Origin of the sequence: Paucibacter sp. TC2R-5, assembly GCF_025717605.1 — a bacterium.
GTDB classification, from domain to species: domain Bacteria; phylum Pseudomonadota; class Gammaproteobacteria; order Burkholderiales; family Burkholderiaceae_C; genus Paucibacter_A; species Paucibacter_A albus.
Genome location: NZ_JAJIRQ010000005.1, coordinates 186,802 through 206,115, shown reverse-complemented (window position 1 = coordinate 206,115; position 19,314 = coordinate 186,802). Strand labels below are relative to the sequence as shown.

The 19,314-nt window shown below is 64.0% G+C and carries 17 protein-coding genes; 10 read left to right on the top strand and 7 right to left on the bottom strand.

Annotation, left to right across the window (positions count from 1 at the left end; translation table 11 throughout):
- Nucleotides 1–25 precede the first annotated feature (25 nt).
- Complete coding sequence (locus tag LNV08_RS13560; RefSeq protein ID WP_263534248.1) at nucleotides 26–967, bottom strand: caspase family protein; 942 nt, start codon at nucleotides 965–967, stop codon at nucleotides 26–28.
- A gap of 133 nt (nucleotides 968–1,100) precedes the next feature.
- Between LNV08_RS13560 and LNV08_RS13555 the strand changes: the two genes are divergently transcribed.
- The gene (locus tag LNV08_RS13555) at nucleotides 1,101–1,700 is read left to right on the top strand and encodes a DinB family protein (RefSeq protein ID WP_263534247.1); all 600 of its coding nucleotides are present in this window, start codon (nucleotides 1,101–1,103) and stop codon (nucleotides 1,698–1,700) included.
- An 18-nt stretch (nucleotides 1,701–1,718) separates the two neighbouring features.
- Here LNV08_RS13555 and LNV08_RS13550 read toward each other — a convergent pair whose 3' ends face one another.
- From LNV08_RS13550 to uraH, 3 genes are all read right to left on the bottom strand, one after another.
- Nucleotides 1,719–2,954 carry a glycerophosphodiester phosphodiesterase gene (locus tag LNV08_RS13550; RefSeq protein WP_263534246.1) on the bottom strand — a complete coding sequence of 412 codons (1,236 nt, stop codon included), beginning with the start codon at nucleotides 2,952–2,954 and terminating at the stop codon, nucleotides 1,719–1,721.
- 85 nt (nucleotides 2,955–3,039) lie between these two features.
- Nucleotides 3,040–3,894 carry a xanthine dehydrogenase accessory protein XdhC gene (xdhC, locus tag LNV08_RS13545; protein ID WP_263534245.1) on the bottom strand — a complete coding sequence of 285 codons (855 nt, stop codon included), beginning with the start codon at nucleotides 3,892–3,894 and terminating at the stop codon, nucleotides 3,040–3,042.
- Nucleotides 3,895–3,900: 6 nt separating this feature from the next.
- Nucleotides 3,901–4,266 carry a hydroxyisourate hydrolase gene (uraH, locus tag LNV08_RS13540; RefSeq protein ID WP_263534244.1) on the bottom strand — a complete coding sequence of 122 codons (366 nt, stop codon included), beginning with the start codon at nucleotides 4,264–4,266 and terminating at the stop codon, nucleotides 3,901–3,903.
- Nucleotides 4,267–4,330: 64 nt separating this feature from the next.
- On the opposite strand from uraH, the gene puuE reads away from it, so the two are divergent.
- The 4 genes from puuE to LNV08_RS13520 are packed head-to-tail and all read left to right on the top strand — an operon-like array spanning nucleotide 4,331 to nucleotide 8,828.
- Nucleotides 4,331–5,296, top strand: coding sequence for an allantoinase PuuE (puuE, locus tag LNV08_RS13535; protein ID WP_263534243.1), 966 nt, complete (start codon nucleotides 4,331–4,333; stop codon nucleotides 5,294–5,296).
- A 3-nt stretch (nucleotides 5,297–5,299) separates the two neighbouring features.
- Nucleotides 5,300–7,087, top strand: coding sequence for a 2-oxo-4-hydroxy-4-carboxy-5-ureidoimidazoline decarboxylase (uraD, locus tag LNV08_RS13530; RefSeq protein ID WP_263534242.1), 1,788 nt, complete (start codon nucleotides 5,300–5,302; stop codon nucleotides 7,085–7,087).
- Nucleotides 7,084–8,370 (top strand): M20/M25/M40 family metallo-hydrolase, encoded by a 1,287-nt coding sequence (locus tag LNV08_RS13525; protein WP_263534241.1) that lies wholly within the window; start codon nucleotides 7,084–7,086, stop codon nucleotides 8,368–8,370. The genes uraD and LNV08_RS13525 overlap by 4 nt, the downstream gene beginning before the upstream one ends.
- Nucleotides 8,367–8,828, top strand: coding sequence for a copper chaperone PCu(A)C (locus tag LNV08_RS13520; RefSeq protein WP_263534240.1), 462 nt, complete (start codon nucleotides 8,367–8,369; stop codon nucleotides 8,826–8,828). The genes LNV08_RS13525 and LNV08_RS13520 overlap by 4 nt, the downstream gene beginning before the upstream one ends.
- On the opposite strand, the gene LNV08_RS13515 is transcribed toward LNV08_RS13520, so the two are convergent.
- Complete coding sequence (locus LNV08_RS13515) at nucleotides 8,822–9,898, bottom strand: MBL fold metallo-hydrolase (protein WP_263534468.1); 1,077 nt, start codon at nucleotides 9,896–9,898, stop codon at nucleotides 8,822–8,824. The two genes, LNV08_RS13520 and LNV08_RS13515, sit on opposite strands and share 7 nt — an antisense overlap.
- A 144-nt stretch (nucleotides 9,899–10,042) precedes the next feature.
- On the opposite strand from LNV08_RS13515, the gene LNV08_RS13510 reads away from it, so the two are divergent.
- The 4 genes from LNV08_RS13510 to LNV08_RS13495 all read left to right on the top strand — a co-directional run bounded on the left by LNV08_RS13510 (nucleotide 10,043) and on the right by LNV08_RS13495 (nucleotide 15,525).
- On the top strand, nucleotides 10,043–10,459 hold the full coding sequence (locus LNV08_RS13510; RefSeq protein ID WP_263534239.1) for a DUF2946 domain-containing protein: 417 nt from the start codon (nucleotides 10,043–10,045) through the stop codon (nucleotides 10,457–10,459).
- Nucleotides 10,460–10,604: 145 nt separating this feature from the next.
- Complete coding sequence (locus LNV08_RS13505; RefSeq protein WP_263534238.1) at nucleotides 10,605–13,040, top strand: TonB-dependent receptor; 2,436 nt, start codon at nucleotides 10,605–10,607, stop codon at nucleotides 13,038–13,040.
- 36 nt (nucleotides 13,041–13,076) lie between these two features.
- On the top strand, nucleotides 13,077–13,619 hold the full coding sequence (locus tag LNV08_RS13500) for a YcnI family protein (RefSeq protein WP_263534237.1): 543 nt from the start codon (nucleotides 13,077–13,079) through the stop codon (nucleotides 13,617–13,619).
- 493 nt (nucleotides 13,620–14,112) lie between these two features.
- Entirely contained in the window at nucleotides 14,113–15,525 is a 1,413-nt protein-coding gene (locus LNV08_RS13495; protein ID WP_263534236.1) for a metal-dependent hydrolase family protein, read from the top strand.
- 16 nt (nucleotides 15,526–15,541) lie between these two features.
- Here the strand turns inward: LNV08_RS13495 and LNV08_RS13490 are convergent, their stop codons facing one another.
- Nucleotides 15,542–16,777, bottom strand: coding sequence for a class I SAM-dependent methyltransferase (locus tag LNV08_RS13490; RefSeq protein WP_263534235.1), 1,236 nt, complete (start codon nucleotides 16,775–16,777; stop codon nucleotides 15,542–15,544).
- A gap of 47 nt (nucleotides 16,778–16,824) precedes the next feature.
- Complete coding sequence (locus tag LNV08_RS13485) at nucleotides 16,825–18,489, bottom strand: hypothetical protein (RefSeq protein WP_263534234.1); 1,665 nt, start codon at nucleotides 18,487–18,489, stop codon at nucleotides 16,825–16,827.
- Nucleotides 18,490–18,651: 162 nt separating this feature from the next.
- Between LNV08_RS13485 and LNV08_RS13480 the strand changes: the two genes are divergently transcribed.
- Nucleotides 18,652–19,257: a glycoside hydrolase family 108 protein gene (locus LNV08_RS13480; RefSeq protein WP_263534233.1), complete on the top strand. Its 606-nt coding sequence runs from the start codon at nucleotides 18,652–18,654 to the stop codon at nucleotides 19,255–19,257.
- Nucleotides 19,258–19,314: the final 57 nt, after the last annotated feature.

The following is a 19,314-nucleotide window of genomic DNA, read 5'->3' as shown; positions in this document are numbered from 1 at the left end:
ATCTCCTGCTACTGTTGTTCCAGACTCAAACCGTGAATGGCTTTTGCGCCACAAAGGCCGCCGTTGCTGCGCTGCTGCCCAAGACAAACAGATTGGGCGACTGGGTGGGCGGCAAGCCGGCGCGTATGCGCGCATGGAAGCTGGCGTAATTGCCGGTGAAGGCGCCGCCGTTCCAGATCTTCAGCAACTGGCCGGTGAAGGCGCCGTTATGGGCGCCGTCCATCGAAGTCTGGTTGTCTTGGCATCCCGAGATCAAAAGCACCGCCGGCTTGAACACACCCACCAGCGCCGCCGCATGCGAGGCCGCACCGACCAGGGCCAGGGCGGCATCGGGGTCGATCGTTGCCTTGGCGGTTTCTCTCAGCACATTGATCTGCAGCTGGTCATAGAAATCCTTGTGCTCGGCATAGACCCGGCGCGCCACTTCGGCCGGCATCAGCTTGACCCGCTGACCGGGCGGGGGCGGTGGAGGCGGGAAGTCCCGCACCACCGAGCCGCTGTGACAGCTGTCCGACAAGACCAGCACGCGCACGCCGGCGGCAAAGCGGCTGAGCTCCAGGTAAAGCTCGTCGTCGATCAACTGACCATCAAAAAGGCACCAGGTTTCGTCTTGGTTATCAGGCTCGTCGCCATTGATGTCGCCGACCTGGCCACCGTGACCCGAGTAGGTCAGCAGAAAAAAGTCCCCCGATTTCAAGGCCTTGGCGGCCGCACGCAGGGCCGACAACACCGCCGCCCGCGTGCCCTTTTTGGTCAGCAGCACGGTCGACTTGATGCCTTTGGACTTGGCCAGCGCGGCCATGTCATTGGCGTCGAACTCGCAAGCGGCGAGCGGGCCGTCCCAGCCGCCGTAGGCTGCGGGGCTGACGGCGTTCAAGCCGATGTGCAGTGACAAAGCCTTGGGCTTCACCGTTGAAACTTTAAGCGCCGGTGCGGATGCTGACGCTGCTGCTGTTTTGCTGGCCATGGTGCAGTTCTCCTGAAACCGCCCCCATGGCGGCAACTCTGGATCTTCCATGCCGCAGGCCGGCAGCGAAACCCCTAGCTTCAACTAGGATGGGCCTGCGTTTCATCCAAGCGACAAGCATCAGACCAACACCATGAAAAGCGCAAGACCTGACCCCCTGGCCCATCACTTGCTGAGCATGGCTTACAACAATGCTTGGGCCAATGATCGGCTGCTACGGGCTTGCGCGCAGCTCAGCCAGGCGGAGTTCGAAGCCCAGCGTTGCAGCTTCTTCCCCAGCATCAAGGCGACGCTGAATCACAATCTGTGCGTCGACTGGTTCTATGTCGACGCGCTGGAGCGCGAGCAGCAAGGCCTGCCACCGCATGCGGATTGCTATAGCTTTTTTGCCGTAGACGAGCCCTTTGAACGCTGTGCGGAGCTGCAACAAGCGCAAAGCAAGGTCGACCTGCGTCTGATCGCCTTGTGCGGGGCACAGCATGACGATCAACTTGAGCGCATCGTCACGATAGCCCGCCCTGGCCGGCCGCAGCTGGAAAGCCGCACACGCCTGCTGGCGCACTTGTTCCAACACCAGATCCACCACCGCGGGCAAGTTCACGCGATGCTGGCTGGCAGCTCGGTCGCCCCGCCGCAGCTGGATGAATTCTTCTGCGCCGGCGAGGCCGATGAGCGGGCGGCCGAGTTTGCCGCCCTGGGCTGGACCGAGACCTTGATCTGGGGCCAGCCCTAATTCCGCACTGCGCCTGATTTAGGCCGCGCGACGGCGGCGCACGACCAGACCCAAAGCGCCCAAGCCAGCCAGCAGCAAGGCATAGCTTTCTGGCTCCGGCACAGGCGTCAAAGCGGCAACAGCGGCCACACCGGTGTCGGTGAAGTCGGTGAAGATGCCGTCAACGCCCAGCTTCAGATAGGCTTCAATTTCCTTTTGCGGGTCGCTAAAGCCCAGCATCGATGCATCGTTGCGGAAGGTCCATGTGTGCACGAACAGGCCATTGGCATGGGCCGATTCGATCACGCCGGTGGAGCCATCCACGCGGCGGTCCTTGCCGTTCACGGCGCCGTCGCCGTTGCGGTCAACGCCATCCGCCACCGTCTTCAGCAAATAGGGCTTCCACGGGCCGATACCGTCGGCATAGGTGGCGACGAAGGACAAGCCGACATCGCTGACCAGGTCGGCAAAAGTCAGCTTGCCGCCCTTTTTGGCGATGTCGAAAGGCTTGTCATAAGGAGCGACCAGAGACATGGAGCCATCGGCATTGACGTCATCGGCGTCCACCAATTGCACCAGCTTGATATCGGTTTTGGTGTTCAGGTATTGCAGGTTCGAGACTTCGAAGCTCTGGATGAAGACCGGTGCATTGGCCTGGTTGCCATAGGCCGCGTGCAAGGTCGAGACCAGCTTGTCTTCGAAGTAGGACTTGCTGCGACCCTGAGCGACCGAGACGCCTTGCATATAGGTCGAGTGCTTCAGTTCAGGATAGATGCCGATGGTGCGGCCGGTCTCTATGCTTTTGGCCTTGGCCAAGGCAATCACCTCGTCCAAGGTGGGCACCTTGAATTGACCGTCGAACGTGGTCGGGCGCCCGGCGCGGGTTTGCATCGCGCCCAGCGTCTTCAGTTCGGCCAGCGTGAAGTCTTCGACGAAATACTCATTCGCATAGGTGACGCCGTCAATCGTTTTGGTCGTCTTGCGGCCGGCGAACTGCGCCAGGCTGGCGACATTGGTCGAAGCGCCAATGATGGGCTCGTGGCGAGCTACCAGCACGCCGTCCTTGGTCATCACCAGGTCGGGTTCGATGAAGTTTGCACCCAGCTCGATCGCCTTGGTGTAGCCCTCAATAGTGTGTTCGGGCAAATAGCCAGAGGCGCCGCGGTGAGCGATCACCAGCGGTGCTTTACCGTCCAGCGTGTTCCAGGCAAAAGCAGGTGCAGCGGCGAATGCACAGGCGGCGGCCAGTGCGGAAAGAATGAATTTGGTTTGCATAACAGGCTCCAGGTTGGAGCCGGCATGATCATGGCGTCAGATGAAAGTCTGCCGGCCAAGTTCACCCCGCCATGATCCATTCGGACTACACCGAGCACTGCCAACTCAGAAATAACTGCGCCACGACAGCCAGCGCAATCAGCTCGGGCTGCTTGCCCGCGATGCCGGCCAAGCCGATCGGGCAAGTCACTTGGGCCAACTCGGTAGCGCTGAAGCCGCGCTCTCGCAGGCGGGCGCTGAAGCTGGCCCATTTGCTCTTGCTGCCGATCAGGCCGATGAAAGCGAGATCTCCCCGTGCGCGCTGACGCAGCAGGCATGCGGCGAGCACATCCAGATCCTCGGCATGGCTGAAGCTCATGATCAAGACCCGGCTACCGGGCGCCAGCTCCTGCACCGCCGCTTGTACAGGCTCGCTGTGCTCTGCCCGCACATGGGCGGGCAAGCCGCTTGGGAATACCTCGTCGCGGCTGTCAAACCACTGCACCCGGCTGGGCAAGCGGGTCAATAGCTCGATGATGGCGCGGCCGACATGACCGCCGCCGAACAGGCCCACCGGCAACAGGCTTGCCTCGGGCGGGCTCAGGCGCTGGCGTAACTCGTCTAGCAGTTCGTCGGGTAGCGCGTCAGGCAGCGCGTGCTGGGGCCGCTGGGGCAGCAGCTCGAAGCTCAGGTCGACCACGCCGCCGCAGCATTGCCCCAAGCTCGGGCCGAGCGCGAAGCTGCGGCTCGGAGGCAAAACCTGACCCTCCAGCAAGCCCTTCGCATGCGCGATCGCCTCGAACTCCAGATGCCCGCCGCCTATGGTGGCGATCAGCCGCGTCGGCGTCAACGCCATCCAGGCACCGACCTCGCGCGGCCCACTGCCCTGCACCCGGGTCACTTGCACCAGCACGGCAGGGCCGTCGTGCAGTGCCAATTGCAACTCGTCCAAAGCAGCCAAGATGCCTCAGCTCCCCCGGTAGGTGGAATAGCTCCACGGGCTGGCGAGCAGGGGCACGTGGTAATGCAGGCCCGCATCGGCAATGCCGAAATCCAACGGCACCTGGTCCAGAAAAGCCGGCTCGGGCAAAGCCACGCCGAGCGACTTGAAATAGTCGGCGACGCCAAAGACCAGCCGGTAGCGGCCGGGCAGCAGGTCCGCGCCTGCGAGCAAGGGGCCGTCGGCACGGCCGTCGTGATTCAAGCTCAAGCTCTTCAACAACAAGGGCTGGTCACCGTCCAGGCGATACAAGTACAGCGCCATGCCAGCGGCCGGCGCGCCATGCATGGTGTCCAGCACATGGGTGGTGAGCTTGCCTGTTGTAGAAGTCATGGCTTGAGTCGATGGATGCAGATTTGAGGCACAGTGTAGGCACAAGAACCCAAGGCCATTCCCGATGCGACCCGAACTCCCCGCCAGCCCACACTACCCCCGCGACCTGATCGGCTACGGCGAACACCCGCCGCAAGCGCAATGGCCGGGCCAGGCCCGCATCGCCCTGCAGTTTGTCTTGAACTACGAGGAAGGCGGCGAGAACTCGGTGCTGCATGGCGACCCCGGCTCGGAGCAGTTTTTGTCGGAGATGGCCAACCCTCCCGCTTACCCGGCGCGCCATCTGTCGATGGAGAGCATGTACGAGTACGGCTCACGGGCCGGCGTCTGGCGCTTGTTGCGCGAGTTCGAGTCGCGCGGCCTGCCCCTGACCGTGTTCGGCGTGGCCATGGCGCTGGAGCGCCACCCCGATCTGTGCCAGGCCTTGGTGGGCATGAACCATGAGGTCGCCTGCCACGGTTGGCGCTGGATCAACTATCAAAACATCGATGCCGCGACCGAGCGCGACCATATGGAACGCGGCATGGACAGCTTGCAGCGCCTGTTCGGTGAGCGCCCCTCGGGCTGGTACACCGGCCGCGACAGCCCCAATACCCGCCGCCTGGTGGCCGATTACGGCGGCTTCGAGTACGACAGCGATTACTACGGCGACGACCTGCCGCTGTGGCTGCAGGTGCGCAAGAGCGACGGCGAGCTGGCGCCGCATTTGGTCGTGCCCTACACGCTGGACTGCAACGATATGCGCTTTGCGCTGCCGCAGGGCTTTTCAACCGGCGATGAGTTCTTTGAGTATCTGCGCGACAGCTTTGATGTGCTCTACGCGGAAGGCGCCGAGGCCCCAAAGATGATGAGCGTCGGCCTGCATTGCCGGCTGCTGGGCAGACCCGGCCGCATGCGTGCGCTGCAGCGCTTTCTTGACCATGTGGAAAAGCATGAGCGCGTCTGGATTTGCCGACGCGTCGACATTGCGCGGCATTGGCGCAGCGTTCATCCCTTTGACGCCAACACCGCCTTTGTCTGGGAGCGCTGAAGCATGTTGTTGACCTTGGAACAATTGAACAGCGCCGACGCGGACGCGTTTGTGCGGCTGCTGGCCGGCACTTACGAGCATTCGCCCTGGGTGGCGCAGGCCGCCGCCGCTGCGCGCCCCTTCGCCAGCCTCGCCGGCTTGAAGCTGGCCTTGGCCGGCGCCGTGCGCGAGGCCGGGCGGAGCCAGCAACTCGCCCTGCTGCGCGCCCACCCCGAGCTGGCCGGCAAGGCCGCTGCCAGCCAGTCGCTGACGGCCGAATCCACTCAAGAGCAGGCGCGCGCTGGCCTGAGCCACTGCTCGGCGGAGGAGCTCCAGCGGATTGGGCAACTCAACGCCGACTACGCGGCCAAATTCGGCTGGCCCTTCATCCTGGCCGTGCGCGGCCCACGCGGGCTGGGCCTGAGCCGGGCCGAGATCATCGCAACCTTCGAGCGCCGCCTCGGGCTGACGGCCGACCTGGAGCTGGCGGAATGCTTGCGCAATGTCCACCGCATCGCCGAGATCCGCTTGAATGACAAGTTTGGCCTGAGCCCGGACATGGGCAATCAGGTCTGGGACTGGGCCGAAAGCTTGGCCGTCCATTCCGACACCGGCTTCAAGGAAAACGGCGAGTTGACCGTCACCTATCTGAGCGCTGCGCACCAAGCCTGCGCGGCGCAGCTGCGGCAATGGATGAAGCAGGACTGCGGCTTTGACGAGGTCAGCATCGACGCGGTGGGCAATGTGGTCGGCCTTTACCGGGCACAGCAAGCCGGCGCCCAAGGCCTGCTGACCGGCTCCCACTACGACACCGTGCGCCGCGCCGGCAAATACGATGGCCGGCTCGGCGTGCTGGTGGCTATGCTTTGCGTGCGCGAGCTGCACGCCAGCGGCCGCCGCCTGCCTTTTGACCTTGAAGTGATTGCCTTTGCCGAGGAGGAAGGCCAACGCTACAAGGCCAGTTTTCTGAGCGCCAGCGCCATCACAGGTGACTTCGACGCCGCCTGGCTGGATGAACTTGACGCCGAAGGCCTGGCTATGCGCACCGCCATGCAGGCGGCGGGCCTGCCGGGAGATATCGCCAGCATTCAGGCGCTGCGGCGTGACCCGGCCCGCTACCTCGGCTTTGTCGAGCTGCATATCGAGCAGGGCCCGGTCCTGACCGAGTTGGACCTGCCGCTGGGCGTGGTCACTTCGATCAACGGCAGCATGCGCTATCTCGGCGAGGTGCAGGGCCTGGCCGCGCATGCGGGCACCACACCGATGGGTCGCCGCCTCGACGCGGCTTGCGCCGTGGCCGAGTTGATTCTTTATGTAGAGCAGCGCGCCGGTACGCACAAGGATCAAGTGGTGGGCACCGTGGGCATGCTGGAGGTGCCGGCCGGTTCCATCAATGTGATCCCCGGCCGCTGCCGCTTCAGCCTTGATTTGCGTGCCAGCACCGACGCCGCCCGCGACGCGCTGGACGCCGATGTGCGCGCGGCGCTGGCCGTGATCTGCCAGCGCCGCGGCCTGCAGTGGACGCTCACGCCGACGATGAAGGCCGACGCCGCGCCCAGCGATGCCCGCTGGCAGGCCCGCTGGGAGGCGGCCGTCGCCGCCCAAGGCCTGCCGGTGCATCGCCTGCCCTCGGGTGCCGGCCATGACGCGATGATGCTGCACCGCTCGCTGCCGCAGGCCATGCTGTTTGTGCGCGGCGGCAACGGCGGCATCAGCCACAACCCGCTGGAACAAGTCAGCAATGATGATGCCGAGCTGGCGGTGCGAGCCTTTCAAACACTGCTGGACAACTTGGCCAAGGAAGCCGCATGAACCCCTCTTTCTACGCCCAACTGGACCAATGGGTTGATACCCACTTCGCCGAAGAAGTGGGCTTTTTGCAGGCGCTGGTGCAAGTGCCGACCGACACGCCGCCCGGCAACAACGCGCCGCATGCCGAACGCACGGCCGAGCTGCTGGCCGCCATGGGGCTGCCGGCCGAAAAGCATGCTGTCCCCAGCGAGCAAGTGCAGGCTCAGGGCATGCAGAGCATCACCAATCTGATCGTGCGCCGCCATTACGGCAATAGCGGCAATAGCGGCCAAGACAAGGCCGAGGGCGGCCCGGTGATCGCGCTGAACGCGCATGGCGATGTGGTGCCGCCGGGCGAAGGCTGGACGCATGGCCCCTACAGCGGCGAGCTGGTCGGGGACTTGCTAACAGGGAAAATCTACGGCCGCGCGGCCGCCGTCAGCAAGAGCGACTTTGCCAGCTACAGCTTCGCGCTGCGGGCGCTTGAGTCGCTGGGCCTGGACTTGCAAGGCGGAGTCGAACTGCACTTCACCTATGACGAAGAATTCGGCGGCGAGCTGGGCCCCGGCTGGCTGCTTAAAAATGGCCTCACCAAGCCCGATATGCTCTTGGCCGCCGGCTTCAGCTACCAGGTCGTCACCGCTCACAACGGCTGCTTGCAGATGGAGGTGACGTTGCACGGCAAGGCTGCGCACGCGGCTTACCCCGATAGCGGCGTGGATGCCCTGCAAGCCGCAGTGGCGGTGCTGAAAGCGCTCTATGCGCAAAACGAGCATTACAAGTCCATCAGCTCCGAGGTGGCAGGCATCACCCACCCTTACTTGAATGTCGGCCGCATCGAGGGCGGCAGCAATACCAATGTGGTGCCCGGCAAGGTCAGCTTCAAGCTCGACCGCCGCATGATCCCCGAGGAGAATCCGATTTTGGTCGAGGCCCAGATCCGCGCTTTGATCCGCGACGCTGTGGCCGAACTCCCAGGCATCAGCGTTGACATCAAGCGCCTGCTCTTGGCCCATGCGCTCAAACCGAACCCGGCCAACCAGGCCTTGGTCGCCGCCTTGCAAAAACATGGCGAGGCGATCTTCGGCGAGCCGATTCCCACCTCAGGCACACCGCTCTACACTGACGTTAGGCTGTACGGAGCCTACGGCATCCCGGCTGCCATCTACGGCGCCGGCCCGCGCACGGTGCTGGAGAGCAACGCCAAGCGCGCCGACGAGCACCTCAATCTGGCCGATCTGCGTGGCGCGACCAAGGTGGTGGCGCGCACGCTGCTGGACTTGCTGCATAGAATCGAGCCATGAACATCAAACTGAACCAGACCCTCGCGGCCCTCCTGATGGTTATTGGCGCGACTCAAGCTGCAGCTCAAGTCGAAGTCAGCCAAGCCTGGGTGCGCGCGACCGTCGCGCAGCAAAAAGCCACCGGCGCGTTCTTTCAACTCAAGGCCAAGACCGATGCACGGCTCGTTGAAGTGCGCTCCAGCGCGGCCGGCGTCGTCGAAGTGCATGAGATGGCAATGGACGGCTCAGTGATGAAGATGCGCGCCGTGCCCAGCCTGGCGCTGCCGGCCGGCCAGACCGTGGAGCTCAAGCCCGGCGGCTATCACGTGATGCTGATGGACCTGAAGGCGCCGATCAAGGCCGGTGACAGCGTGCCCTTGACGCTGGTGTTCGAGGCCGCGGACAAAAAGCGCGAGACCGTTGATGTCAAGGCCGAAGCGCGCCAGCTCGGCGCACCGGCCCCCGCCATGCATCACTGAGCGGCATTGCCCACGACCGGCAGCTGCTCGGCGCGCCAGCGCAGCATGCCGCCGGCCAGATTCGCCACCTGCGCCAGCCCTGACTTTTGCAGCAGCACGGTCGCCTGCGCCGAGCGTGTGCCCGAGCGGCAGATGGCCACCACCGGCCGGCCGGCTGCGGCCAGCTCGGCAGCATGCGCGGCCAGTTGCGACAAGGGCAGCAGTCGGGCACCTTCGATATGCCCAAGCGCATCGCTGAACTCGGCCGGCTCGCGCACGTCGATCAGTTGAACATCAGCGGCCAGTTCGGCCAACACCGTGGGCTGAATCTCCCAGATGCCGCTGAAGGTGAAGGTCAAGGGCGCCCAGGTCTGCTCGACGGCCGCGTCGGAATCTTCACTCGGCCGGCCGCAGCGCAGATTGGCCGGCACGGCGATATCCATCAGCTTGGGGTGCGGCAAGCCGAGGTTGTTCATATAGCCGGTGAAGTCGGCCTCATTGACCTCGCCGCCCAGGCGCGGGTTGAAGCGCCGCTCTTCCGCCACGCTGGTGACGGTCAGGCCGCGATAGTCATGGCCCGGGTAGAGCAAGCAAGCCTCGGGCAAGGACAGGATCTGGCTCTGCACCGATTGGTACAGCTGCTGCGGGCTGCCCTGCTGAAAGTCGGTGCGGCCGCATCCGCGGATCAGCAGGCTGTCGCCGGTGAAGGCCATGCTGTGGTCGTCGAGCACATAGCTCAGGCAGCCATGGGTATGGCCCGGCGTGGCGCGTACTTCCAGATAACGCGCGCCAAAAAACACGCGCTCGCCCGACTTCAACAAACGATCGGCGTTCTGCGCACCGGCCTGCTCGGACAGCAGGATCTGGCTGCCGCAGCGCTGTTTCAAGCCCCAGGCGCCGGTCACATGGTCGGCATGCACATGGGTGTCCAGCGTCGCCAGCAGCCGCAAGCCCAGTTCGCGCAGCAAGGCCGCGTCGCGGCGCTGATGCTCGAACACCGGGTCAATGATCAGCGCCTCGCCAGACGCCTTGTCGCCCAGCAAATAGGTGTAGGTCGAGGACGCCGGGTCAAAGAGCTGGCGAAAGATCAAGGGCGAGTTGGACATGAGGGGTGACTCCTTGGGGCTTGCGCTTTAGTTTAGGACATGAGCACGCAAGGCCAGGCCCATCCTCGCTTGAGCCAATCTTGATCGGCTTCAAGGGCGGCATGGCGCTCGCTCGCTAGAATCCCGCCCGTGCAAGCCCTTTTCCCTCGCCCCTCCATCACAAGCCGCTGGCTGGTCGCACTGACCTTCTTGCTGGCTGCGCTGATGCCTGCCTTGTCGCAGGCGCTGGCGCATGCGCGGGGCGATGTGGTGGCATGGAGCCAGGTGTGCCGAAGCAGCGTGGTGTCGCCGCGCGCCAGTAGCTCGGTGCTGGCGGCCCAGGCTGATCAACAGGATTCACAACAGTCGGTGCATGGTTTGTTCGCCAACTGCCCCTACTGCGCGCTTCACACGCAAGACCTGGCCCCGCCGCCGGCCGCTTTGGCAAGCACGGTCTTGCTCTTGCCCTTGAGTTTCGACATGCCCGAGCGCTTCTACAGCGCTCCGCAAAGCGCCCATGCCTGGGCGCCCGCGCAGTCACGCGCGCCACCTGTGCTGCTGGCTTGATTCACCAGCTCTGAACGCGCCTGAGCGCGCTTGCCGGCTTCTCGTCCGCGCAGCCCGCTCCACTTATCCCTTGCCCCGCTTGCGCCGGCCTCTTAGAGGCCGGGCTGCGGTGCTGACCGAATCGAATTTCCCTCTCATGAAGCCCATGATGTTCCAACCAAGCCTGCTGAGCATGGCCTTGGCCGCAGCTTTCTCCATGCTCCACCACCCCGCCGCGGGTGCCTGCGACGACTGCGGCGACGAAGCCACGGCCGCGAGCGCCGCGATTGAAGCCGGCCAGGTGGCCGCCGCCGGCAATTCCGCCACGGCAAGCGCCTCCGGCACTCCGACCCGCAATCTCGGCATCGTTCTGATCGCCGGCAACGCCACGCGCTCCTTGCCAAGCAATATCCCCACCACCATGGAGAGCGTCACGGCCGAGGAGATCGCCCGCACGATCAACGCGACCGACGCGCAAGATGCGCTGAAGTACCTGCCCAGCCTGTTGGTGCGCAAGCGCTATATCGGCGACTACAACCACGCGGTGCTGTCCACGCGCGCCTCGGGCACGGGCAATAGCGCGCGCTCGCTGGTGTTTGCCGATGGCATACAGCTCTCCAATCTGCTCGGCAACGGCGCCGGCTTCACCCCGCGCTGGGGCATGGTCACGCCCGAGGAAATCGAGCGCGTCGATGTGCTCTACGGCCCCTTCTCGGCCGCTTATTCGGGCAACTCGGTCGGCGCGGTGGTGGACTACCAGACCCGCATGCCCAAAACCTTTGAGGCTCATGCCAAGGTCGGCATCTTTCACCAACCGTTTGAGCTCTACAACAGCTCGGCCAACTACGGCGGCTATCAAGCCAGCGCGTCGATAGGCGACCGCGCCGGCGCGCTGGCCTGGTGGGTCAACGTCAATCACCTGGACAGCGAAGGCCAGCCGCTGACTTTTATCACCAAGCTCACCTCGACCGGCAAACCCGTCAATGCCGCGACCTTGCCCGTCACGGGCAATGTGCTGGACGCCGACAAGAGCAACGTGCCCTGGCAGATTCTGGGCGCCGGCACCAGTTATCACACCCAGCAAGACCATGCCAAGCTCAAGTTGGCCTATGACTTCAACCCCGAGCTGCGCGCCACCTACAGCCTGGGTTGGTGGAAGAACAATGCCGTCGGCGGCAGCGCCAGCTATCTGCGTGACGCGGGCGGCAACACGGTCTACAGCGGGGCCAATATCGGAATAGGCGGCAAGCAATACACCATCGCCAACACCGACTTCGGCCAGAACCGCGACCGGCTGGAACATCTGATGCATGGCCTGGCGCTGAAGAGCCAGACACGCGGCGTGTTTGACTTCGAGCTGGCCGCCAGCAGCTATGACTATCGCAGCGACGAAGCGCGCGCGCCGAACGCGCCCAAGAGCCTGAGTAGGCCAGCGGCCGACGCCGGCGGCCCCGGCCGCATCACCGATTTGCGCGGCACCGGCTGGAGCAATCTGAGTGCCAAGGGCGTGTGGCGCCCAAGCGGCAGCACCCATGTGCTGGACTTTGGCCTGCAGCATGAGCGTTATGTCTGGCAGCAGAAGGTTTCCGATACAGCCGACTGGCTGAGCGGCGCGGCCGGGGCCTTGTTCACCGACTTCAGCGGCAAGACCCAACTCAGCAGCGCCTTTGTGCAAGATGCCTGGGCAATCAGCCCGCAGCTCAAGAGCGTGCTCGGCCTGCGCGCCGAGCAATGGCAAGCCACTGAGGGCAACAAGACGGCCGCCAACGGCAAGCCGGTCAGCTTTGCCACCCGCAAGGAACAGTATTTGTCGCCCAAGGCGGCGCTGGGCTATGAGCTGAGTGAGGCCTGGACCCTCAAACTGTCCACCGGCCGAGCGGTGCGCATGCCGACGGCCGGCGAGCTGTACCAAGGCGGCGTCAATGCCAATGGCGTCTATGTGCCGAACGACCCCAGCACCAATCCGAATCTCAAACCGGAGAAGGGCTGGACCAGCGAGCTGAGTGCGACCTGGAGCTCGGCCAAGCAGCAACTGCGCAGCACCTTGTTCCATGAAGACACCCGAGATGCCTTGTATTCACAACTCAGCAGCAACCCGGCGGACCCGGCCAAGACCATCAGCAGCGTGCAAAACATTGACCGCATACGCACCATGGGCGTCGAGTTGGCCTATAACGCCGAGGACTTTTTGTCTGCCCGTGGCCTGGAGTTGCAAAGCAGCCTGACCTTTGCCGACTCCGAGATTCTGGAGAACGCCGGCTTCGTCAGCGTTCCCGGCGACACGGTGGGCAAACAGCAGCCGCGCGTGCCCAAGTGGCGTGCCACGCTGGTGGCCAGTTATGCAATCACGCCGGCCTTGAGCGCCAGCTATGGCCTGCGCTACTCGGGCCCGCAGTACGGCACGCTCAATAACAGCGACCCTAACGGTTTTACCTATCAGGGCTTCTCCAAGTTCTTCACCACCGACCTGCGGCTGCAATGGCGCGTGGCCAAGCAATGGACCGTGGCCGCCGGCATCGACAACCTGAACAACTACCGCTACTGGGCCTTCCACCCCTACCCCCAGCGCACCTATCACGCTGAGCTGAAGTTCGACCTTTGACCCATGTTCTCGTCCCTTTCACCGGAGCACACCACCATGTTGAAGACCCCTCTCTTATTTGTTCTTGCCGCCAGCTTGAGTGCGGCGGCCCAAGCCCATATCACGCTGGAGCAGCCCGAGGCCGTGGCCGGCACGCCCTATAAAGCGGTGCTGCGCGTCGGCCACGGCTGCGAGGGCTCGGCCACCACCCGAGTCACCGTCACATTGCCGGCCGGCTTTCGCGGCGCCAAACCGATGCCTAAAGCCGGCTGGGCCTTGGATATCAAGCGCGCGCCGCTGGCCAAGCCCTATGACAGCCATGGCCGCACGATCAGCGATGACGTGATCGAGCTCAGCTGGACGGCCAAAGGCGAGGACGCCTATTTGCAAGACGCCTGGTATGAGGAGTTCATCTTGCGCGGCAGCCTGCCGGAGCAGCCCGGGCCGATCTGGTTCAAGGTGCGGCAAAGCTGCGTCAAAGGCGAATGGAATTGGGCCGAGCTGCCGGCCGAGGGCGACTCGACCAAGGGCCTGAAAGCGCCGGCCGTGCGGCTGATGCTGCTCAAGCCGGCTGCCGCGCCGGGCTCGCACCAGCATTGATCCGAGCCGCAAAGTCTGGAAAAGCCGGCGAAAACCAGCCCACAAGATGGCAAGCTTTGGGCCCGGTTCTTGACGGTTTTGTGCAGGGCTGGCCGGTGAGAATACAGCCCATGACGACGCCACACCGCTCCCACCAGTGCCACAGCAAATTCTGCTGCGGCCCCCTGCAACAGCCGGCGTTGGCGCCCAGGCCGCCGAGCTCCTAGGCCAGCAAGGATTCACATCCAACAGCGCCCAGGCTGCAGGCCCGTAACGGTCTGCCCGGCCCAGCGCTGCCAGCGCAAAACTCTTCAACGCTGCGGCCCTACGGGCTAGCCCAGATCAATCAAGCATCGAGCTAGCCATGTCCTCGGGCAGCGTCACGCGCTCTTGATAGACCCCGACCGAGTCAGCTTGGTCGGGGTCTTTTTTTTGGCGCTGGCACTTTTGCCAATTCTCGGCCGCGGACGGTGAGTCAGAATCACCCGGCTTTAATCACAAACCGAGGATTCCCATGTCGCTGCGTCGCCGCCCCATGATCATCAAGTCTTTGTTGGCCGCCTGCCTGCTGGCGCAGGGCCTGCCTGCTGCGCTGGCTCATGGCGCCGGGCCCACTTCTGAGGCCGACGCTGCCCCGGCTGCTGCTGCCCCTGCAGCCAAGCTCAGCGGCGTGCTGTTCGAGAACGTGCGCATCTTTGACGGCAAGGCCGACAAGCTCTCAGCCCCGTCCAACGTGCTGGTGGTGGGCAATCAGATCAAAGCCATCTCCTCGGCGCCGATTGCCGCACCAGCAGATGTAGCGCTGACTCGCGTGGCCGGCGCGGGCCGCACCTTGATGCCGGGCCTGATTGACGCCCACACCCACATCATGTTCTCCAGCCTGTCGAAACTGGCCATCCTGACCTCGGATGTCGGCTTCATGAATGTGGCGGCTACGAAAGAAGCGCAAGACACGCTGATGCGTGGCTTCACCAGCATCCGCGACCTGGGCGGCCCTTCGCTGGGTTTGAAAAAGGGCATCGACCTGGGCCTGGCCAGCGGCCCGCGCATCTGGTCTTCGGGCGCCTTCATCTCGCAGTCCGGCGGCCATGGGGACTTCCGCCTGCCGGTTGACCTGCCGGCCCGGCCGGGCGACTTCAGCCACAGCGAGCGCGTGGGCGCCGCGGCCATTGCCGACAACCCCGATGTGGTCCGCCTACGCGCCCGCGAGCAACTCGCCCTGGGCGCTTCGCAAATCAAGATGATGGCCGGCGGCGGTGTCTCTTCCGACTATGACCCGCTGGACGTCACCCAATACACCACCGCCGAGCTGCGCGCCGGTGTTGAGGCCGCCGAGAACTGGGGCACTTATGTGGCCGTGCATGCCTACACCCCGCGCGCGGTGCGCCAGGCCATCGAGGCCGGCGTCAAGTGCATAGACCATGGTCAGATGCTGGACGAAGCCACCGCCAAGCTGATGGCCGAAAAAGGCGTGTGGTGGAGCTTGCAACCCTTTATTGATGACGGCAAGTCGGCCTTTGCCGAGGGCTCGCCCAACCGCATCAAGCAAAAGCAGATGATGGCCGGCACCGACACCGCCTTCGCCCTGGCCAAGAAGTTCAAGATCAAAACCGCCTGGGGCACCGACACCTTGTTCGACGCCAAGGCCGCCGCCACCCAAGGCGCGCAGCTGGCGCAGATGGTGCGCTGGTACAGCCCCGTCGAAGTGCTGAAGATGGCCACCAGCGGCAATGCCGAGTTGCTGGCGCTCAGCGGCCCGCGCAACCCCTACCCCGGCAAGCTCGGCGTCGTGCAAGAAGGCGCGCTGGCCGACCTGATCTTGGTCGATGGCGACCCCATCGCCAATATTGACCTGGTGGCCGATGCAGCCAAGAACTTCCTCGTCATCATGAAGGACGGCAAGGTCTACAAGAACACCGTCCGCTGAGCCCTGCTGGCGCGCCTCACGCCGCGAGCAGGGTCTGCAACTCCTGCTCGCGGATGCCGTAAAAGCGCTTGATCTCGGCGATCTGCTCAAGCAGCTCCTGGCGCCTGGCGGCGCTCAGCGGCTGCGCGCGCTTGACGGCCAGAATCATCTTGTTCTTGCTGGTGTGCTCAAGTGCTACGAACTCAAACACCTGGGTGTCATAACCTTCAGCCTCCAGCAACAGCGCCCGCAGGCCATCGGTGACCATCTCGGCCTCCTGGCCCAGATGAATACCGTGCTGCAGCAGCGGGCGCAGCAGCGTCGGCGTTTGCATCTGCGGCCTCACCTGCTTGTGGCAGCAGGGCGAGCACATGATGACCTTGGCACCGGCGCGCAGGCCGAAGTGGATCGCGTAGTCGGTCGCGATGTCGCAGGCGTGCAGCGCGATCATGACGTCCAGCCTCAGCGGCGTGTAGCTGCGCACGTCCCCCTGATCGAAGCGCAGGCCCGTCATCTGATGTTTGGCCGCCGCAGCGCCGCAGAGCTTGACCATATCGTCGCGCAGCTCGACGCCAGTCACCTCGGCTCGTTTGCCCTGCGCGCGCAGCCAGTCATGCATGGCAAAGGTCAGATAGCCCTTGCCGGAGCCAAAGTCGGCCACATGCACATCGGGGCTATCACTCAGGCCGGAAGACTTCAGGGCCGCCGAAAAAATTTCGATGAACTTGTTGATCTGCTTCCATTTGCGCGACATCGCCGGCACTAACTGAGCCTCACCGCGCACCAGATGCGTGACGCCCAGGTCAAGCCAGAAAGGCCGGCTCAACTCCAAGTAACGCAGCTTTTCCTTGTCATGCCCAGCTTCAGTCGCCACCGGCAAAACTGCGGGAGGCGCCTTGCCAAGCCGCAAACTGGGCCGGCCCTTGCGGCTGAACACCAGTTGCACTTCCTCGCTCTGCGTTTGCAGATGCGCACTGTGGAACTGCGCGCCCAGCAGCTCGCTCAAGCGCGCCAGTGCTTCGGCAAGGGGGAAGTTCTTGGTGATGTCGCGGGTCTGATAGCGCCACAAGAAGGACAGCTGGCGCTCGCCGCGCAACACTACTTCGCGCACCGTCAGCCGGTCCAACTGTGCCTCTTCGCCGACATATTTGCTCAGCAGCAGCTTTGCAAATGTGCTGTTGGCCAGCGCCGTTTCCAGCAATCGCAAGAAACGCACTTTGGCATCGGCCTTGGCCACGGGTGGCGCGCTGTCGGGAATCAGATCGGTGAACATCGGCAAGGGCCAAGAAGGTGGGCAGCTGGTGATTTTCGCTTATCTGCTCAATCTGGCCCGGAACGCCAGACCGCTGCGAAGGCTCGCAGCTTGTTCCAGGCCGACATGCGCTCGTCCGACAATGCGTCCAGAAAGTCCGACAGACGCTTGGACTTGACCATGGTGTAGACCGTCAACGCCAAGGTCGCGGCCATCACCAGCGCAAAGTAGAGCAGGCGCTGGCTCAGCGGCGCATCGGCCTCGGCCAGCAAATTCATGCCCAGAAAACCGGTGGTGATGGTGCCCACCAAGCCAAAGATCGTCACCACCGTCAAGCGCACGACGGTGTTGGCCTGGCGGCGGATGCTGTCGGTTTCCAGATAAGCGCTCATATCTGTGATGCGCTCCTTGACCTCGGCGTACAAGACCGGCAGTTCCAGATGATTGGCGCACATGCGGAACAAGGCGCGCGATTGCGCTTGCTCGGCCACCTCATGAAACCAGTAGCGATGCGAGAAGCGCAAGAAACCTTCGAAGCTGGAACGAATCGCGCGCTTGAAGCGACGCACGTTTTCGGCGTCCTGCACATTCAGCCGCCGCAGCGCTTCGACCAAACGGTCGGAGAACATCAGCAGCGATGCCTTCTGAAAATGAGCGATCAGGAAGATCATGAAATGCTGATGCCGAAAATGGGCCAAGACGCCTCGATCCCGGCAGCTGAAGAAGCTCGAGTCGGCGCGCCCAATCACCACCAGCGAATGCCCGCTGCACAAGTAACGCGTATTCGGCGCTGCGCCGGCATCGCCCCAGAACCTGTCATAGCAATATTTGCTTTCAAAATCATGCAGATGCTGCTCGGCAAAGGGCAGCTGCTGCGAGCCCGGCTTGCCCTGCGGCCCGGTCACCAGCCCCAAGCTGACCATATCGCTGCGCGTCAGCGCGAGCGGCTCGTCCAGCGCCAGATAAGCCATCATCGGCATGCGGTAATACTCGATCTGCCGAAAGCGCAAGGCGCCGGGCTCATTTGAGTGGTCAACCACCAGCGGGCGCAGCACAAAGGCCCAATGCTCGGCAATGCATGGCGCGCGGTGCTCCTGCACATGGGCGATGTAATGCTCGCGCTCGAGCGCATCCGAGGCCGACAAGACCTGACCCTGTGCGTCCAGCCATTCGGCGCTGGCGAGGCTGTGCAGCGGCAAGCCTTGCGCGTCCCAGCCAGACGGGTAGGCACGGCCCAGGCGGTACAGCAATTCCTGCGCCTGGCGCAATTCCAGGTCGGTGGCGCAGACCTCGACATTCAGCAGCACCACATCCACGTCGAAAAAGAAATACAAATCGACATGCACCACGTCGAGCGTCAGCGGAGTCGCACCGGGCCGCGGGCAGACGCGCAGCTTGGCCAGATCGCGGCGCCGGAACACCTTCATGCCGGCCTCGCTGCGCCCGTCTTGCGGGCGGCCGGGCGAGCGCCCGTCGCCATACAGAAAGCGCTGCACATAGGGCAGGAAGGTCACGAACTCCTGATAGTGACGTTCGTGAAAACTGGCCGGGTCGCCGGTGTATTCGTCAATCAACTCATGCCAAGGCCCCGCCTCGGCGCCTTTGGGCAGCAACTCCCAAGGTCGCCGCGGTGCGCCCGGCGCATCGCCCAAAGGCATCAGGCGCAGCGGCCACAACAAGATCTGGTGCATGCGCTGCACATGCGGCGGCGGCAAAGTTGATAGGCTGGGCATGGCGCAAGTCTGGCGACAGAGTTGCCGCCATCATGCCGGCAATCGGCGCGCGGTCAAGCGCTTTGCAGCCTAGGCTTTGCGGGGCTTTTGCTGTCTTTCTAGGGAGTGCCCCGGCTAGCCTGCGGCAACACAATCAGGCCCCATCCAGAGTAGGAGCGCGTCATGTCTTTTGCAAAATCCTTGCCCTTTGTCTTGCGCTGGGAGGGCGGCTTTGTGGACCACCCCGCCGACCCGGGCGGCGCCACCAATCGCGGCGTGACGCAAAAAGTCTATGACACTTGGCGGGCCAAGAACGGCCTGCCCCGACGCTCGGTGCGCGACTTGCAAGACAAGGAGATGGCCGCCATTTACGAACAAAACTACTGGCGCGCGGCGCACTGCGGCGATGTGCAGGACAAGCTCGATCTGGCCCTGTTCGACACCGCCGTCAATATGGGCGTCGGGCGGGCGGTGGGCTTTTTGCAGGGCAGCGTGGGCTGCGCGGTCGATGGCGGCTTCGGCCCGGCCACCTTCACGGCCGTGCAGTGCTGCGATCCGGCTCGGGCCTTGCCGATGTTTTGCAATGCGCGTGAAAGCTATTACCAGCGTTTGGTCCACGCCAAGCCGGAGCTGAATGTGTTTTTGCGCGGCTGGATGAACCGGCTCAATGCCTTGCGCGCCAACGTCGGTCTAGCTGGTTCCGGCGCCAACGTGCCACGGGACGGGGGCGCTGCTGAGGTCACTCGGCGTTTGCCGGACCTGGGTGAAGACCCGGCCTTTGATGTCTGAGCCGGGTCGCTTGAGGCGGCCGGCCTGGGGGGGATTTATGGCCGGCGGTTAAACTCA

Excerpts from the sequence above, each read along its gene's own strand:
- LNV08_RS13505 (WP_263534238.1), top strand. The coding sequence starts at position 10,605 with ATGATGTTCCAACCAAGCCTGCTGAGCATGGCCTTGGCCGCAGCTTTC.
- LNV08_RS13495 (WP_263534236.1), top strand. The coding sequence starts at position 14,113 with ATGTCGCTGCGTCGCCGCCCCATGATCATCAAGTCTTTGTTGGCCGCC.
- LNV08_RS13520 (WP_263534240.1), top strand. The coding sequence starts at position 8,367 with ATGAACATCAAACTGAACCAGACCCTCGCGGCCCTCCTGATGGTTATT.
- LNV08_RS13525 (WP_263534241.1), top strand. The coding sequence starts at position 7,084 with ATGAACCCCTCTTTCTACGCCCAACTGGACCAATGGGTTGATACCCAC.
- LNV08_RS13490 (WP_263534235.1), bottom strand. The coding sequence starts at position 16,777 with ATGTTCACCGATCTGATTCCCGACAGCGCGCCACCCGTGGCCAAGGCC.
- LNV08_RS13550 (WP_263534246.1), bottom strand. The coding sequence starts at position 2,954 with ATGCAAACCAAATTCATTCTTTCCGCACTGGCCGCCGCCTGTGCATTC.
- LNV08_RS13555 (WP_263534247.1), top strand. The coding sequence starts at position 1,101 with ATGAAAAGCGCAAGACCTGACCCCCTGGCCCATCACTTGCTGAGCATG.
- LNV08_RS13485 (WP_263534234.1), bottom strand. The coding sequence starts at position 18,489 with ATGCCCAGCCTATCAACTTTGCCGCCGCCGCATGTGCAGCGCATGCAC.
- puuE (WP_263534243.1), top strand. The coding sequence starts at position 4,331 with ATGCGACCCGAACTCCCCGCCAGCCCACACTACCCCCGCGACCTGATC.
- uraD (WP_263534242.1), top strand. The coding sequence starts at position 5,300 with ATGTTGTTGACCTTGGAACAATTGAACAGCGCCGACGCGGACGCGTTT.
- LNV08_RS13560 (WP_263534248.1), bottom strand. The coding sequence starts at position 967 with ATGGCCAGCAAAACAGCAGCAGCGTCAGCATCCGCACCGGCGCTTAAA.
- uraH (WP_263534244.1), bottom strand. The coding sequence starts at position 4,266 with ATGACTTCTACAACAGGCAAGCTCACCACCCATGTGCTGGACACCATG.
- LNV08_RS13500 (WP_263534237.1), top strand. The coding sequence starts at position 13,077 with ATGTTGAAGACCCCTCTCTTATTTGTTCTTGCCGCCAGCTTGAGTGCG.
- LNV08_RS13480 (WP_263534233.1), top strand. The coding sequence starts at position 18,652 with ATGTCTTTTGCAAAATCCTTGCCCTTTGTCTTGCGCTGGGAGGGCGGC.